This is a genomic window from Streptomyces sp. NPDC096046 (assembly GCF_040303285.1).
Classification (GTDB): domain Bacteria; phylum Actinomycetota; class Actinomycetes; order Streptomycetales; family Streptomycetaceae; genus Streptomyces.
In genome coordinates this window covers 191291-208061 of the sequence record NZ_JBEOSZ010000008.1, presented here as the reverse complement: position 1 = coordinate 208061, position 16771 = coordinate 191291, and the positions used below count along the sequence as shown (strand labels likewise).

11 protein-coding genes are annotated in these 16771 nt (G+C 73.0%); 2 read left to right on the top strand and 9 right to left on the bottom strand.

Going from position 1 to position 16771, the window contains the following annotated elements; genetic code table 11:
• The first annotated feature begins 127 nt into the window (after positions 1–127).
• The gene (locus tag ABTX62_RS10345) at positions 128–1456 is read left to right on the top strand and encodes a cation:proton antiporter (protein WP_352115751.1); all 1329 of its coding nucleotides are present in this window, start codon (positions 128–130) and stop codon (positions 1454–1456) included.
• A gap of 42 nt (positions 1457–1498) precedes the next feature.
• Here ABTX62_RS10345 and fxsT read toward each other — a convergent pair whose 3' ends face one another.
• The 6 genes from fxsT to ABTX62_RS10315 form a co-directional block, all read right to left on the bottom strand.
• Positions 1499–6061 (bottom strand): FxSxx-COOH system tetratricopeptide repeat protein, encoded by a 4563-nt coding sequence (fxsT, locus tag ABTX62_RS10340; protein ID WP_352115750.1) that lies wholly within the window; start codon positions 6059–6061, stop codon positions 1499–1501.
• Entirely contained in the window at positions 6062–7159 is a 1098-nt protein-coding gene (locus ABTX62_RS10335; protein WP_352115749.1) for an AAA family ATPase, read from the bottom strand.
• Positions 7156–8706, bottom strand: coding sequence for a VMAP-C domain-containing protein (locus tag ABTX62_RS10330; RefSeq protein WP_352115748.1), 1551 nt, complete (start codon positions 8704–8706; stop codon positions 7156–7158). The genes ABTX62_RS10335 and ABTX62_RS10330 overlap by 4 nt, the downstream gene beginning before the upstream one ends.
• A 284-nt stretch (positions 8707–8990) precedes the next feature.
• Positions 8991–11567, bottom strand: a complete 2577-nt coding sequence (locus tag ABTX62_RS10325; RefSeq protein WP_352115747.1) for a polynucleotide kinase-phosphatase — start codon at positions 11565–11567, stop codon at positions 8991–8993.
• Positions 11564–13027 (bottom strand): 3' terminal RNA ribose 2'-O-methyltransferase Hen1, encoded by a 1464-nt coding sequence (locus ABTX62_RS10320; protein WP_352115746.1) that lies wholly within the window; start codon positions 13025–13027, stop codon positions 11564–11566. The genes ABTX62_RS10325 and ABTX62_RS10320 overlap by 4 nt, the downstream gene beginning before the upstream one ends.
• A gap of 154 nt (positions 13028–13181) precedes the next feature.
• The gene (locus tag ABTX62_RS10315; RefSeq protein ID WP_352115745.1) at positions 13182–14102 is read right to left on the bottom strand and encodes an LLM class F420-dependent oxidoreductase; all 921 of its coding nucleotides are present in this window, start codon (positions 14100–14102) and stop codon (positions 13182–13184) included.
• A gap of 240 nt (positions 14103–14342) precedes the next feature.
• Here ABTX62_RS10315 and ABTX62_RS10310 point away from each other — a divergent pair, with 240 nt between their 5' ends.
• Entirely contained in the window at positions 14343–14516 is a 174-nt protein-coding gene (locus ABTX62_RS10310; RefSeq protein ID WP_352115744.1) for a hypothetical protein, read from the top strand.
• Positions 14517–14569: 53 nt separating this feature from the next.
• On the opposite strand, the gene ABTX62_RS10305 is transcribed toward ABTX62_RS10310, so the two are convergent.
• From ABTX62_RS10305 to ABTX62_RS10295, 3 genes are all read right to left on the bottom strand, one after another.
• Positions 14570–15040 (bottom strand): DUF6099 family protein, encoded by a 471-nt coding sequence (locus ABTX62_RS10305; protein ID WP_352115743.1) that lies wholly within the window; start codon positions 15038–15040, stop codon positions 14570–14572.
• A 199-nt stretch (positions 15041–15239) separates the two neighbouring features.
• The gene (locus tag ABTX62_RS10300) at positions 15240–15599 is read right to left on the bottom strand and encodes a nucleotide pyrophosphohydrolase (RefSeq protein WP_352115742.1); all 360 of its coding nucleotides are present in this window, start codon (positions 15597–15599) and stop codon (positions 15240–15242) included.
• Entirely contained in the window at positions 15592–16725 is a 1134-nt protein-coding gene (locus ABTX62_RS10295) for an AAA family ATPase (RefSeq protein ID WP_352115741.1), read from the bottom strand. Before ABTX62_RS10295 ends, ABTX62_RS10300 begins: the two co-directional genes overlap by 8 nt.
• Positions 16726–16771: the final 46 nt, after the last annotated feature.

Below are 16771 nucleotides of genomic sequence, written 5' to 3'. Positions count from 1 at the left end.
TGTTGTGTACGACTGCCGATACACAGTCAAGTCACCTCTATCATAGGGAGGTTGGGGTCGGGCAGCGGCGCGGCGGCCCGTCCGCGGCCGTGGTGCGGGCCACGGCGACTGGACACGGGGGGACGCTGTGAGCCCTGAAACGGTGGTCACGCATTTCCTGTTCGCCTCCGCCCTGATCCTGGCGGTCGGCCATGGCGCCGGCTGGCTGGCCCAGCGGCTGCAACAGCCGTACATCGTGGGTCAGCTGGCGGCGGGCATCGCCCTCGGCCCCTCGCTGCTCGGCAGCACGGCGCCGGATGCCTACACGGTGCTGTTCCCCCGGGAGATCAGCACCGCGCTGACCGGGCTCGCGCAGTTCGCCCTGGTGGTCTTCCTGTTCGCGGTGGGGTACGAGCTGGATCCGACGATCCTGGGCGACCGGGCGCGCACGGTGGTGACGGTGGCGGTGGCGTCGTTCGTGGTGCCGATGGCGGTGGGCAGCGGCTGTGCGCTGCTGTTCCGGGGGCAGCTGCGGGAACTGGACATGCCCGCGCCGACGGTCGGCACGGTGCTGTTCGCGGGGGTGGCCCTGTCGATAACGGCCGTACCCGTGCTGACGGCCATCGTGCGGGAGAACAACCTGGCCGACACGGTGCCGGGGATCCTCGCGGTGTCCGCGGCCGGGCTGCTCGATGTGATCGGGTGGACGGTGCTGGCCGGGACGATGCTGGACAGCGACAGCGGTGAGCCCGCCCTGGGCTGGCCCGGTCGGGCGCTCGTCGCGGCCGTGTTCGCGGTGCTGATGCTGCTGGCGGCCCGGCCGGTGCTGCGCAGACTGCTGTGGCGCACCCGGATGGAGCCCTCGCTGCGGCTGGCACTGCTCATCGGCTTCGCCTGCGCCTCGGCGTCCGTGACCCAGTTCCTCGGGCTGCACGCCCTCTGCGGTGCGCTCCTCGCCGGCATCGTCTGCCCGCGCGAGGACGACGGCACCCTCGACCCGGATCTGCTGCGGCCGCTGCACGTCGTCAGCTCACTGCTGGTGCCGTACTTCTTCGTCTTCTCGGGGCAGTCCGTCGCGCTGAACAACATGGACACCACCGGATGGCTCACCCTGCTGGTGGTGACCGTGCTGGCGGTCCTCACCAAGGTCGGCAGCGGCACGGCGGCGGCCCGGCTGGGCGGGCTGGACCGGGACGACTCGCGCACGGTCGGCGTCCTGCTGAGCGCCCGCGGGCTGACGGAACTGATCGCGCTCAACGCGGGTCTCCAGGCGGGCCTGCTGAGCAAGCCGCTCTACACGGTGCTGGTCTTCATGGCCCTCGCCACCACTCTGCTCACCCAGCCCCTGCTGCACCTGGTCCGCCGCCTTGCGGACCACGAGCCGACCCGCGCCCCGGGACGCGCCGAAGCGGTCCCCGCGCACAGCCCGCGCCCGGCTGACGGCGCGCCCACCACGCCGGTGGCGGACGCGGGCTGACCGTCCGGGGTGGCGCGAGCGCCACCCCGGCGAGCACGCCCGCTACAGCGGCATCGGTGCCATGTCGCACTCGATCCGACGGCGTTGGCGGGCCGCGAGCAGCCACGGGTGGTCGGCACGCACCACGCGGGCGAACCCGTCCGTCGCCTTGCGCTGGAGCTCGTCGGCCTCCGCTCCGCGTCCCAGACCCCGCAGGTCGAGCCCGAGGTTCGCCATGCAGGAGAAGGTCAGCGGGTGCTCCTCGCCCGCGACCTCGGCGAGCAGCGCCAGATTGGCCTGATCGAGCTCGTGCGCCCGTTCGAAGTCGACCCGCGCGTACGCCGTGTTGGCCTGCCCGATGGCCACCGTCAGGGTGGTGACGTGCCGGGAGCCGACCCGTTCGGCCAGCCGGCTCGCCGCGTCGTCCTCCAGCTCCCGGGCCTGCTCCAGGGCGCCCTGCGCGCGCAGCGTGGCGGCCAGGTTCGCCTTGGTCAGCAAGGTGTACGCGTGGTCCGGACCGAGACGCTGCTCGAACCGCCGCAGCGTCACCTCCGCCAGCTCGCGGGAGCTGTCGAGATCACCGGCCAGCCGCTGGTCGACGGAGACGTTGGTGGCCGAGGACATGGCGTCGAAGTGGTCCGGGCCGTAGCGGGCGATGAAGCGCCGCAGGGTCTCCTCCGCGAGTTTGGCGGCCTCCGCGTGTGCCCCGTCGCGCCGTCGGCAGATCGCGAGGTTTCTGGCGACCCGAAGGGTCAGCGGGTGCTCCTCGCCGAGTTCGCTGCGCGCCCTGCGGTACGCGTCCTCCTGGAAGTCGCGGGCGCCGGGGTAGTCACCGCTCTCGCGCATGTCGATGGAGAGCGCGTTGAGGGTGTTGAGCGTGAAGAAGCTGGCCGGGCCGAACAGCAGCTCACGCTGCTGGGCGTTCTCCTGGTCGAGCGGCAGCGCCTCCTTGAACCGGCCGCACAGCCGCAGCGCCACGCCCCAGGCGTGGGTGGCGCGCAGTGTCATCGGATCGTCCGGCCCGAACAGGGACCGGGCCAGCTCGGTGGCCTCCTGCGTCAGGGCCCGGGCTTCCTCGAACCGGCCCTGGTAGCCGTGGGCGTCGGCCATCTCGCACAGCGAGTCGATCAGGTTCTCCGGGTCGACCTCGGTCCTGCGGGAGATCTCCAGGGCCTTCTCGGTGAGCGGAATGGACTCGGGGACCTGGCCGATCTGCCGCAGCAGGAACCCGAGGCTCTTCATCATCCGCAGGACGTTGACGTCCTCCTCGCCCGACGCCGCGAGCCAGGCGCTCCAGGCCTGGCGGGCGAAGCCGGCGGCGCCGACGTGGTCTCCCCAGTAGTAGAGGAACCACACGGTGTCGAAGACCAGCTCCCGCACATAGGTGTCGGTGCTGCTCACGGCCTGGGAGGTGAGCACGTGCGGCAACAGTGCCTGGTAGGCACGCCATTCCAGCGACGAGCCGTAGGGGCCCGGCTTGGCGGCCGAGAGGAGTTGATGCGCGGCGTCCCGCATCCGCTCCCGTTCCTCGGCGCTCAGCTTGGCCAGGAGCACGGTCTGGAGCAGGCGGTGCATCTGGAGGGTGTCGGACCGTGGGTCGACCTTGACCAGGGAGAACTGGCTGAGGTCGCGGACGGCGCGGTTCAGTTTGATCGACTCGCGCAGCAGGGGGTCGACCTCGGGCGTGACGTTGACGCCGCGGCTGCCGCGCAGCATCGCCCGGGGAATGGGCTCGGGCGCCATGCTGGCGCAGATGTCGAGCAGTTGCCGCGCGCCCGGGTTGTTCTCCTTGATCCGTTCCAGCGAGATGTCCCAGGCGGCCGCGACGGAGACCGGGTAGTCGGGAGCCGGGTCGAGTTCGAGGATCTCGGGGCTGCGTTCGGCGAGCAGGTCGAGGTACTCGTCGACCTGCATGCCCGTGACCGCTCGCCACGCTCCCGCCTGCTCGACCGCGAGCGGCAGGTCGCCCAGCGCCTCCGCGAGCCGGTCGGCGTCCTCGAAGGACAGGTCGGGCGACCGCTTCTGGAGGAGTTCGACCGACTCCTCGCGCTCGAACACGTTGACGGGCAACGACGTGGCCACCCTCTCCCACGCACGGTTCCGGGACGTGACGATGACCTTGCCCGGGCCGTTGGTCGGGAAGAACCGGCGGACCGCCTCGACGTCTTCGGCGTTGTCGAAGACCAGCAGCCAGTTGTCGTAGGGCACCCCGGTGCGCAGGGCCTCCAGCACGGCCGGGACGGCGGTGTTGGCCGCGGGGGCGCCGAGGTCCTGCGTGGGAGCGACGCCCAGCTGCGCCGCCAGCTGGGCCAGTGCGGCGAGGATGAGGCTCTCGCGCTCGGCGGGGATCCAGCAGATCACCCGGTAGTCGTGCTGGTGGGTGTAGACGTACTCCAGTGCCAGCTGCGACTTGCCGACGCCGCCGAGCCCGTGCAGGGCGTTGGGCAGCACCGCCGCCGTGTCCTGCGCCCCGAGCTGCTCCTCCACGGCACTCAGCAGCGCCTGCCGGCCGACGAACGAGGTGTTCCGCAGCGGAACGTTCACCAGGAGGGCGGGCGCTGACGAGGTCGTCATGGTGCTCGGCATGGGGGGCTCAGCCTCCGGGGGTTCTTGAGGGGTGACATCGGATACCAGGGGTGGCACGGGGGGTTCTCCAGGTTCGTTGGGGTCGTTCGACGGTGGCAGACTTCCCGATCCGTCGGACAATCCCCCACGATCCGCTTGGTTCACCTCAGAGAGTGCAGTCCCGGGCATTCCCGGACTCACTCGTTCGGTGGCACCGGGCCCGCGGACCCGGGGCGGTCCGGGCTCGATCCGGCGGGCCCGCTCGGAGTACGGCCCGGAGAGCGCGCGCATCACGGCCAGCTCGCTGCGCACCCAGCCCCGCTCGGCCGCGTCCGGCAGCGTCGCCCCCATCGGATCGCGCAGGGCGGCGCGCAACGCGACGCCCCGGGCGCCCGCGGCGGGCAGCTCGCCCACCACGCTGACGGTGTGGGCGAGTTGGCTGCGGGTGGTGGTGGCGAGCAGTTCCTCGCGGACCCCGTCGGCGAACTCGGGGTGCCCCTGGCCGTCGCTGTCCCAGTCGATCAGCCCGCCCATCAGGATCTCGGCCAGGTGGTCCGGACCGGTCTCCGGCATGGTGCGCCGCCGCAGCTGCTCCACGAGGTCGAAGTCAAAGGGGATCGCGGCCAGTTGGGTGGCCAGCCGCCGTGCCGCCGGGGTGGCGAGCGTGAAGAAGCGACGCACGGCGGCCTTGGCGGCGCGAGGGAAGCGCGGGGCACGCAGTCCCGGCGCGGGCGAACCCTTGGTGAGGGTGCCGGTCAGGACGACCGGCAGGGCGCGGCGCACCCCGCGCTCCCCCGTGACGAGATCGGCCCAGGCGGCGAGGGAGCCGGGCTTCAGGGAGAGCACCGGCACCGGCACGAAGCCGTCACCCGCGTCGGGCAGCGGCCGCAAGGGGTCGGGGCCACCGGGCGGCGCCCAGTGTTCGAGTCCGTCGTTGGCGACGCCGAATCCGCCGGCTTCCAGAACGGCCGGGTGGGGGTAGAGCGAGGTGCGGTGGCGCAGATGCGGCGGCAGGAGGTGCACCAGGGCCGTGGGGCCGGCGTGGGCGAGCCGGCCGAGCAGGTCGTCGGCGGCGGGCGCGGCCCAGCCGTGGGCGAGTCCGTCGGTGACGACGAGGAAGACGCGGCCGCCGCGGCCGTCGAGCAGTTCGGCCGGGTCGGCGGCGGCCCGGCCGGTGGTCCAGCGCAGGGTGGCGGTCCCGGTGCGCGGCAGACGCACCTGAACCGTGCGGACGCCCCGGAAGGCGCCGCTGTGCTCGGCGGCCCGGGCGAGACGGGCGGTGGACTCCTCCCAGATGCGCAGGGTCGGCGCGTCGTCGACGAGGACGACCAGGTCGAAGGCGGCCGCCCGGGCGGGCCTCAGGAAGGGCATCCACATGCCGTCGACGACGCCCTGCTCGGCGGTGGTCTCCTCGTCGAGCTCCACCGCTTCGCGAGAGGGCACGTGCCGGGCCAGTTGGTGCAGGGCACGGGCGAACAGGGCGGTGGTACGCCCCGGGGCCTGCCCGGTGCGGTCGTCGGCGGGCAGTAGCGGCTGTCCCAGGCGCAGGGTGAAACGGCCCTCGGCGTCGGGTAACAGGCGGGCCGCGCCGGCCGGTTCCGCGGGCAGGGCGGGTCCGGCGGTCCACGGCGGCGGGCGGTCGCCGGGTGCGTTCGAACGAGCCGGGGTGACGGGTGCTTGCGGGGGGCGTGCGGCGTCGGGGTCCGGGCCGGCGGGGCCGCGCCCGGCGGTCGGGGGCGGGTCCGGTCGGCCCGCGCGGTCCGGGTCCTCCGCGTCCGGGGGAGGTGCGGGGGGCGGGGCCGGAGGTGTCGCCTGACGGCCCGGCAGGAGCTCCGGGCCGGAGGGGGTGGGCCCGCCGTGGCGGTTCCAGTGCGCGGCGAGCCAGACCGCGTCGGCGAGGTCCTGCCAGCGCGGGACGGGCGTCTCCGGGGCGTCCGGGACCGCCGCTCCGTGCTCTGCCGCCTGGTCGGCGGACTCGGGGAACGCCGAAGGGGGCGACGACCCCGAAACGGGAAATCCGTCGCCGAGCCCGGATGCGTGCTCCCTGGGATAGCCCTTCATTCAGCGGCCCTTCGCGAGGTCGCGCAGGAGCATTTCCACGAGCTTACGCCCGTCACCATCCGCCTGGAAACCACCCGTGGTAGTCATATGGACGGCGCTGAGTAGCTGGTCCAGGGAGTGGGTTCCGCCGGACTGGACGCGCTGGACGAACAGGTCGACCAGGTCTTCGGTGCCCTGCGGACGGCTTCCGAGGTGCCCTTCGACCATGGCCAGGAGCTGCTCCCGGCTGGGGGTGCGCATCTCCAGCGGCAGACAGCGCCGGCGGAAGGCCGCGGGGAACTCCCGTTCCCCGTTGCTGGTGATCACCACGACCGGGAACTCCCGGCACTCGACGCGCCCGTCGCCGACATCGGCGCGGTCCCCGGGGTCACTGGTGTGGACGCTCGCGGTGTCCGCGGCGTCGCGCACCAGCTCGGGGACGTCATAGCTTCCGTTCTCCAGGACGTGCAACAGGTCGTTCGGCAGGTCGATGTCGCTCTTGTCGAGCTCGTCGACGAGAAGCACCCGGGGACGATCGTAGGGCAGCAGCGCGGTCCCCAGGGGGCCCAGCGTGATGAAGTCGCCCAGAAGCGGGGGAAGTTGACGAGGTTTTTGAGAAATCGCCGTGTTGACGTCCGCGGCTTGGCCGGCATCGTCCGGATCCGGGTCCCACGCCGCCGCGTGCCGCAGTCCGGCCCGCCAGGCGGCGATGGCCTGGGCCCGGCCCATGGCGTCGTGGGCGTAGAGGCCGTCGCGCAGGGTGGTGCGGCTGACGATGTTCCACTCCAGGACCCGGCCGAGGTCCAGCTCCCGGGAGATGAGGTAGGCGAGCGTCGACTTGCCGACGCCGGGCGGGCCGGTGATCAGCAGGGGCCGGCGCAGCAGCAGGGCCGCGTTGACGATGTCGATCTCTTCCTCGCCCAGCTGCGGGGTGACGTCGCCCGGGCCCATCCGGCGCAGCGCCGCCTGCGGGTCGGCCGGCGGCACGGGCCGGGGCGGGCCGCCGCGGAACCGGCGCCAGGGCGGCGGCGCGGGCAGGGCCGGTGGTGCGGCGGGGGCACCGCCCGTGCCGTGGAAGACCCGCCAGCCGTTCGGGGCCGTCTGCTCCTGCGCGCTCATGCCGGTGCCTCCTCGCTGGCGAGATCGCCTGGGTCGGTGGGCTGAAAGTCGACGGGACGCGTCGGATCGTCCCAGAGAAAACCGATATGCCTTCCGAGGAGCTCTCCGGGCCCCCGGCCCTCGCTCTCGGCGTTCCTGCGCAGGAGGTGGACGGCCATGGGGATCCTCGCCGGGGTGGGTGCCGCGGCGAACAGCGCGGTCACCACCTCGCGGCGCTCTTCGCGGAAGACACCTCTGCGGTCCCAGATGGCGATCCCTATCCCCTCAGCGATGGCGGCCTTGAGGGCCTCGAGTGCCAGGACGTCGGTCGGGGCGTCGAGCACCACCGCCGTATGCCGTGGTTCCCCGGCGAGGCCGGACTGCCACACGCCGAGCCGGCCGCCGTCCGGTGCGCGCCAGCCGTGCACCAGGACGCCGTCCTCGCGCAGGGTTCGCCAGCGTTCCCGCCACTGGTCCCGGACGAGGGCGTCGTCCGTGCGCATCCGCTCCAGACTGCGCAGGTGCACGCCGTACTTCAGGCTGAGCGGAAGCGGCTGCCCGTCACCGATCCGGAAGGTCAGACCCGCCACATCGTGGTTGAGGAGGTCGTACGGGAGGACGAACTCGATGTACGGCGGTGGCTGCCGCCGTCCACTCGGGTCGGGGTCGCGGGGCGCCGACCAGAGGCGGGCGCCCTGCCGTAACGCGCGCTGGACCGCCGTGCCCAGTTCGTCGAGGGTGGTCGTGGCGGGTTCACCGGGCTGCGGGTTCCAGTGCCCCGGCACGGTGTTGAGCCAGGGGCGGACGACGATCTCGCCGGTGCCGTCCCGGGTCGGTTCGACGGCGACCACCAGGCAGCGCGGAATGTCCGGATCGCCCGTCACCGCGCCGCGCGCCGCACGGCGTTCCTCCATCGCCCCGGTCAGACCGGCGCGTCGCGCCCAGCTGTCGGCCCAGCCGGCGAGCGCGGTGCGGTGCGTGGGAGTGGCGGCGAGCCGGGCGGCGTGGTCGACCAGGAGGACGGCCGGGGGCAGCCCGTCCGCCTGGACGTTCCAGTCGAGGACGTGGGCGAGGAGTTGCTCCGGGGTGAGTCCGGTGGGCAGGTCGAGTCCGTTGAGCTCCTCGACGAGGGCGTCGCGCAGCCGGGCCGCGGGCAGGTCCCCCTGGGCGAGGAGGGCGCGGGCACCGGTCTCGTCGTCGCGGGTGAGAGGGCCTCGCAGCGCGGGGGGCGGGGCGGGCGCGAGCCACTGGTCGAGCAGCTGGTCGAGCTCGTCGCCCGCCAGGTCACCCTCGAGGATCCGCACCACCTCGACCAGTACGCGCTCGCCACCGGGCATGTTCAGCGCGGCGCGCACCAGCAGCACCACGTCCTCGCGCAACTTGACGCCGCGCAGGTCGATCTGACGCCCGAGCAGGTCTCCGAGGACGACACCGAAGTGCAACCGCCCCTGCGCGTCCTCCATGCAGCCGAGGCCGCACAGGGCGTTGGTGAGCCCCAGCAGCAGCCGTAAGCCGTCCCCACGCCCGGACCCGCCCTCGGGCTCGCCGAACCCCGCCTGTGTCTCCACCGACTTTCCCCCTGAGCCGGTACACCCGCCTGACCGACCAGCGAAGTTAGCACGGTAACCAGCGGTTAACCAGGGACGAATGGGAACGGAAGGGCGACGTCAGGCCAGGAGTGTCCCAGGCGGGACAAGCCTGGCCGAAATCGTGCGGCCTCCGGCTCACAGCCACGAGCCGACCGGCTCACAGCCACGAACCGACCGGCTCTCGGGCCGACCGGCTCACAGCCACGAACCGACCGGCTCACAGCCTCTGGGCCGACCGGCTCACAGCCTCTGGGCCGACCGGCTCACAGCCTCGGGTCGACCGGCTCCGACTCCAGCGCCAGCACCCCGAACACCGCCTCGTGCACCCGCCACAGCGGCTCGCCCTCGGCCAGCCGGTCCAGGGCCTCCAGGCCCAGCGCGTATTCGCGGATCGCCAGGGACCGCTTGTGGTCGAGGAACCGTGAGCGCAGACGGGCGAGGTTCTCCGGCCGTGTGTACTCCGGGCCGTAGATGATCCGCAGGTACTCGCGACCGCGGCACTTGACGCCGGGCTGCACCAGGCGGCCCCGACCGTCGCGGACCACCGCGCCGACGGGCTTGACGACCATGCCCTCGCCGCCGCGGCCGGTCATCTCCAGCCACCAGTCGACGCCGGCCCGCACCGACTCGGGATCGGCGGTGTCGACGTAGAGGCGCCGGGTGGTCTGGAGCAGGCCGCTGCCGTCGTGCTCGACGAGCCGGTCGAGCAGGGCGAGCTGCTCGTCGTGCGGCAGACCGGCGAGGCTGCGTCCCTGGACCGCGAGAATCTGGAACGGTGCCAGGCGCACGCCCTCCAGGCCGTCCGTGGTCCAGCAGTAGCGGCGGTACGCCTCGGTGAACGCGGCGGCGTCGGCGGCGCGTTCACCGGTGCGGGACAGCAGGCCTGCCACGTCCACCCCGCGGTCCGCGGCACCCCGCAGCGCGGCCAGCGCCTGCGGGAGCACCGCGCCGGACGCGGCGCCCACGGCGGCGTACTGCGAGCGCAGCAGCCCGGACGCCTTCAGCGACCAGGGCATCAACTCGGCGTCCAGCAGCAGCCAGTCCGTCTCCAGCTCGTCCCAGAGACCGGCCTCGCCGGCCGCCGTGCGTACCCGGTCGAGGATCTCCTCGGAGAGGGCCTCGTCGTCGAGGAAGGGGCGGCCGGTGCGGGTGTAGAGGGACCCGGTGGGCCCTCCCCCACTCTCGGCTGCGCTCGAGCGGGAGGTGCCCCCGACGCCGAAGCGCCTGCCGGCCGCCTCCGCGTCCCGGCACACCAGGGCCACCGCCCGCGAGCCCATGTGCTTCTCCTCGCACACGACCCGCGCGACACCGTCCGCCGCGTACTGGGCGAAGGCCTCGGCCGGGTGCTCCAGGTAGCCCTCGACGTGACTCGTGGCCGTCGGGGCCATGGTCGGCGGGAGGTACGGCAGCAGCCGCGGATCCACCGCGAAGCGGCTCATGACCTCCAGGGCGGCGGCCGCGTTCTCCTCACGGATGGAGACGCGGCCCTGGTGCCTGGTCTCCACGACCCTGCGGCCGCGCACGTCCGCCAGGTCCAGCGGACGGCCGTCCTGCCCGCCGGGCGCCTCGCTGCGCAGCGGCTTCGCCGGCTCGTACCAGACCTGCTCCGCCGGGACGTCGGCCAGCTCGCGCTCCGGCCAGCGCAGCGCGGTGAGCTTGCCGCCGAAGACCGCGCCGGTGTCCAGGCAGATGGTGTTGTTGAGCCAGGTCGCCTCCGGCACCGGGGTGTGGCCGTAGACGACCGCCGCCCGGCCCCGGTAGTCCTCGGCCCACGGGTAGCGCACCGGCAGGCCGAACTCGTCGGTCTCCCCGGTCGTGTCGCCGTACAGCGCGTGACTGCGGACCCGGCCGGAGGTGCGGCCGTGGTACTTCTCGGGCAGCCCGGCGTGGCAGACGACCAGCCGGCCGCCGTCCAGGACGTAGTGGCTGACCAGGCCGTCGAGGAACTCCCGCACCTCGGCGACGAACTCCTCGCTCTCGCCCGCCATCTGCTCGATGGTCTCGGCGAGGCCGTGGGTGTGCTGCACCTTGCGGCCACGCAGGTAGCGGCCGTACTTGTTCTCGTGGTTGCCGGGCACGCACAGGGCGTTGCCGGACTTCACCATCGCCATCACGCGGCGCAGCACGCCCGGGCTGTCCGGGCCGCGGTCGACCAGGTCGCCGACGAAGACGGCGGTACGGCCCTCCGGGTGGACTCCGTCGACATAGCCCAGCTTGGCCAGGAGGGCTTCCAGTTCGGCGGAGCAACCGTGGATGTCGCCGACGATGTCGAACGGGCCGGTGAGGTGGGTCAGGTCGTTGAAGCGCTTCTCGGTGACGACCGTGGCCTGCTCGACCTCGTCGACGCCGCGCAGGACGTGCACCTTGCGGAAGCCCTCGCGCTCCAGGTGCCTGAGGGAGCGGCGCAGTTCGCGGGTGTGGCGGGTGATGACCCGGCGGGGCATGTCGGCGCGGTCGGTGCGGGCCGCGTTGCGCTCGGCGCAGACCTCCTCGGGCACGTCGAGCACGATCGCGATCGGCAGCACGTCGTACTGCTTGGCCAGGTCGATCAGCGGGCGGCGGGCGTCGGACTGCACGCTGGTCGCGTCCACGACGGTGCGGCGGCCGGCGGCCAGGCGCTTGCCCGCGATGTAGTGCAGGACGTCGAAGGCGTCCTTGGTGGCACTCTGGTCGTTCTCGTCGTCCGAGACGAGGCCGCGGCAGAAGTCGGACGAGATGACCTCGGTGGGCGTGAAGTGCTTGCGGGCGAAGGTGGACTTGCCGGAGCCGGTGGCCCCGACCAGCACCACCAGGGACAGGTCGGTGACGGGCAGCACGCGCCCCTGCTGTGTGTCGGTCATGCCGCCTTCGCCTCCTTCGGCGCGGTCTGGGTGAACACGGCCATCTGGGTGGGCGGCCCCACCTCGGCGTCGTCGGGGCCGACGGGGACGAACTCGACGCCGTAGCCGTGCCGTTCGGCCACCGCGTCCGCCCAGGCGCGGAACTCCGCTCGGGTCCACTCGAAGCGGTGGTCGCCGTGCCGGACGTGGCCGGCCGGGAGGGACTCCCAGCGCACGTTGTACTCGACGTTCGGAGTGGTCACGAGGACCGTCCTCGGACGCGCGGAGCCGAACACCGCGTACTCCAGGGCGGGCAGCCGGGGCAGGTCGAGGTGCTCGATGACCTCGCTGAGCACGGCGGCGTCATAGCCCTTGAGCCGGACGTCGGTGTAGGCGAGGGAACCCTGGAAGAGCTGCACGCGCGAGGCCTGCCGCTCGCTCATGCGGTCCAGCTTCAGCCGCCGGGAGGCGATGGTGAGCGCGCGCATCGACACGTCCACGCCGACGATCTCGGTGAACGCCGGGTCCTTGAGCAGCGTCTGCACCAACTGGCCCTGTCCGCAGCCGAGGTCCAGCACTCGGGCGGCTTTGGACTGCCGCAGCGCGGTGACGATCGCCTCGCGGCGTCGCACGGCCAGCGGGGCCGGCTTCTCCTCGGCCTCGGTCTCGGCCTCGACGGCGTTGTCGATCTCCTCGACCTCGCTGTCGTCGGCCTCGGCGAGCCGCACCAGCTCCAGGCGCTCGGTGGCCTGCCGGGTCAGCGCCCAGCGGCGCGAGAGGTAGCGGCTGGTGATCAGCCGCTGCTCGGGGTGGCCGGGCAGCCAGCCCTCACCGACGCGCAGCAGCTTGTCGACCTCGTCGGGGGCGACCCAGTAGTGCTTGGCGTCGTCGAGGACGGGGAGCAGGACGTAGAGATGGCGCAGGGCCTCGGCGAGGGTGAGCGCGTCCGATTCCAGGACGAGGCTCACATAGCGCGAGTCGCCCCACTCGGGGAACTCCGTGTCCAGCGCCACGGGCTCGACGGTGACGGCCCAGCCGAGCGGCTCGAAGAGCTTGCGTACGAGGTCGGCGCCGCCGCGGGCGGGCAGCGCCGGCACCTCGACGCGCAGCGGCCTGACCTCGCCGGGGAGCTCCGGCCGGGCCTTGCAGACGCCCTTCATCGCGCTGGAGAAGACGCTGCTCAATGCCACGGCGAGCAGAGAGGAGGCCGCGTAGGGGCGGTCGTTGACGTACTGCGCGAGGGCCGCGTCCGGGGCGCCGCCACGACCCTTGCCCTTGCCGCGCCTGACCAGTGCCACCGTGTCGACCTCCAGCAGCAGCGCCGCCGTGCAGCGCTGGGCTTCCGCCTCGGGGTAGAGGACGTGAGCCGTGCCGTAGGAGGTCGAAAACGCCTGCGCCTTGTCGGGATGCTTGTGCAGCAGGTAGCCGAGGTCGGTGGCGGGACGCTCTGGGGTGCCGGTGGTACTGATCGTCAGGAACATGCGGAGGGCCTCTCCGGCCGGGTGGACGGTGCGGGTGTGATACGTGCGAGAGCCCCCAGGAGAGTGATCCTGGGGGCTCGGCAGGACGACGCCCCAGCTTCGCACACCTGTGCCCACCAGCGCCTTCGTTTATCGAGGGCGCCTCGGCGGCCCCCTACGACAGCTGCGGACGCACCTGCGCGGAGATCAGCTCCAGGTGGTCCAGGTCGTCGAGGTCGAGGATCTGGAGGTAGATGCGGCGGGAGCCGATCCCGGCGTAGCGGCCGATCTTGTCGACGACCTCCGCCGGGGAGCCGGCCAGGCCGTTGAGCTTCAGCTCGTCCACCTCGCGGCCGATCGCGGCGGCCCGGCGTGCGACCTCCGCCTCGTCCCGGCCGACGCAGACCACGAGGGCATTGGAGTACGTCAGCTCGTCGCTGCGGCCCGCCTCCTCGGCCGCGGCGCGCACCCGGCCGAACTGGCGCTCGCTGTCCTCGACGGAGGCGAAGGGCATGTTGAACTCGTCGGCGTACTTGGCGGCCAGCCGCGGGGTGCGGGACGGGCCGTGGCCGCCGACGAGCACGGGGATCTTCCGCTGCGCGGGCTTGGGCAGCGCGGGCGAGTCCGCGAGGTCGTAGTAGGTGCCGTGGAAGTCGAAGGTCTTGCCGGGGTCCGTCGCCCACAGGCCGGTGACGATCTCCAGCTGCTCCTCGAGACGGGCGAACTTCTCCCTGGGGAAGGGGATGCCGTAGGCCTTGTGCTCCTCCTCGAACCAGCCCGTGCCGAGGCCCAGTTCGACGCGGCCGCCGGACATCTGGTCGACCTGGGCGACCTGGATGGCGAGCACGCCGGGCAGCCGGAAGGTGCCGGCGGTCATCAGGGTGCCGAGCCGGATGCGCTTGGTCTCGCGGGCGAGTCCGGCCAGGGTGATCCAGGCGTCGGTGGGGCCGGGCAGGCCGTCCACGTTGCCCATGCGGAGGTAGTGGTCGGAGCGGAAGAAGGCGTCGAAGCCGAGGTCCTCGGTGGCCTTGGCGACGGTGAGCAGAGTGTCGTAGGTGGCCCCCTGCTGGGGCTCGGTGAAGATGCGGAGATCCATGCACTCCATCCTGCACCTGCGCGACGGGTGGTCACGGGACCGGTCCCCCGTCCACGCCGGTTCCCGGTCGGGTGAAATCACGTCCATACCGCGGGGGCCGGGTGACCGGGCCAGTGACCGGCCCCGGTGGTGATCGTTGGCTCGGGCGGAGCCGGAGCCCCCGGCTTCCGCACCGGGGGTGGACCGCCGGGGCGTCACCCGCGTCGGCCTCCCCGGGGGCCGGGGGCCGAGGAGGCCGTCATGTCCGAAGAGACCGTGCCGCAACAGGGCGGGACCGGGCAGCCGAAAGGGCTGTTGCAGCAGATGGAGGAGCTGATGGCGGCGTTGAACGCAAACCTGTCGGCGTTGGGCGCGGATCTTCAGGCGGCGGGGGACGTCGAGCGCGGGGCCGTCGAGGAGGGGCGGGCGGGTTAGGGGCCGTACGTCCCGCCCGGCTTCCTGTGCCCGCATGCCCTCGGGGGCTCCGCCTACCCCGCCTCCCTCTCCGGCAGGGTCTCCTCCCGGTCGGCGAGTCTGCGGAGCATCTCCAGGACGCGGTCGCGGGACTCGTCGGCCGCGTCGATGGCCTCCATGCACTGCCAGTACGTGCCCTCGTCGTCGGCGGCGCTGGCCAGGGCGACGAGGGCGATGCCGACCTCGCCGAGGAGACCGCCGAGGTACATCAGGGTGTGGCGGGCCTCGCCCAACTCGGTGAGATGGCCCGCCCGCAGCTCGCCCGGGGCCAGCTCGGGCGGGTCGAGGACACCGCAGCCGCGGCCCGCCAGTTCCGTCAACACCAGGGCCTCCCCGCGCAGTTCGGGCGGCCCGGCGACCGCGAGACGGCTTCCTACGGCCTGCGCGAGGGCCTGCGCCTGCCACACCTCGGCCAGGATCTCCCGCGTGTCGCCGCCCGCCGCCAGGGACCGCCTGCTCGTCACGATGAGCCGCACCGCGTCCATGCGCTGCCCCCGTCTTGTCCGACGCGCTGTGCGCGTCCATCTGCCCGAACTCCCTTGTTCACTACCCAGAGTGAGAGGGAGTGAGACGAAAAGCCAGAGGAAGACGGAAATCTGCGGACAACAATTCGGAATCGGGCCGGATTTTGATTACTCAGCGTACAAGTGGACTCTTCGGCTCCCCCGGGGCGGGGGCGTGCCGTCAGATCGGGAACCTCCGTTCGTTCCGGTCGATCTTCGCGTCCAGCGCCGCCAGCGGGTCGATGCCGAGCACCTCGCACAGCTGGAGCAGATACGCGAGCACGTCGGCGACCTCGTCGGTCACGCGGTGCGCGGTGCCCGGGTCGGCCATCACCCGGGCCGACTCCTCGGGCGTCAGCCACTGGAAGATCTCGACCAGTTCGGAGGCCTCCACGCTGAGGGCGGAGGCCAGGTTCTTGGGGGTGTGGTACGGCTGCCAGTTCCGCGCGGCGGCGAATTCGGCCAGCCGGCGTTGCAGTGCCGCCACGTCCGGGGGTTCGCGGCGGGGGCCGGGCGGCGGTGCGTCCAGTGGATCAGTCACGGTCCAGGTGTACCACCGTGGCCCCGTCCGTTCCGGCGGCCCAGGAGCCGTCGCTGACCGAGCCGACGAGCCGGATGTGCCCCCGTTCGCACATCCGCGCCGCGACGCCCAGGAGTTCCCGCCGCTGCCGTGGGTCCAGGCCCCGGTCGAAGCCGTCGGCGAGGACGGTGAGCGTCTGGAGGGCGGCCGGCACCTCGCCGGCCGGGTCGATCTCCAGCACGCCGGGTCCGGTGAAGAGCACCAGCGCGAGGGCGAGGTAGCGCAGTTCGCCGTGGCCGAGCCGCCCCAGGTCCGTACGGGCACCGTCGCCCCGGTCGACGGCGGCGGTGACCGAGCCGGTGCCGTCCGGCCGTGCCAGCACGTCCGCGACCGGTCCCGCGCATCCCGCCCGCACCGCCGCCACGAACTGCGCGTGCCGCCGCCCGCATTCGGCGCGGGTACGCCACAGAACGTCCGCGAGGTTGCCGCAGCCACCCAGCAGACGGCCGGAGCCGGCCGCCACGGGGCCGCGCATCCGGGCGGGTTCGGGATCGCAGGCGAAGACGGAGCGCAGGGCGACGACCATCTGCTCGGCGGCGGCCAGCACCCTGCGCTGCCCGGACGTCCGGCCGGCCACGCGCAGCGGCAGCAGGGGGGTGCCGAGCCGGTCGTCCGGGAGCGGCCCGCGGGTCACCGGCGTCGGCCCGGCGGTGTGCCAGGCGGCCTGCACGGCGCGCTTGCCGGGGTCGCGCAGCGCGGTCTCCAGCAGGACGAGTCCGTCGGCCGTCAACCGCTCGCCCACCACCCGCAGTTCGGGCTCGGCCTGCACGGCCACGTCGAGCCGGACCGGCCCGGCGGGGCCGTCGGCCGTGCAGCCGATCCGGAAGCCGCGGCGGCGCTGCGCGTCGGGCCGGGCGCGTTCCGGTACGCAGGCGACGGGGTCGGGGAACGCCTCGCCGAGCTCGGCGCCGCCCCCGAGCCGGGCGAGGGCCTCGTACGCCCGCAGCGCGCTGGTCTTGCCGCAACCGCTGGGACCGGCGAGGAGGGTGAGGGGTCCGAGCGGGAACGCGGCGCGGCGGTGGGTGGCGAAGGCGGACAGGCGCAGTTCGGTGATGCGGGGGCGGTCGGGGAGGGCGGGCTGGGTCATAGCCGGACGGTAGGCCCCGTCGGCGGGACGAACCGTTCCGTCTCCG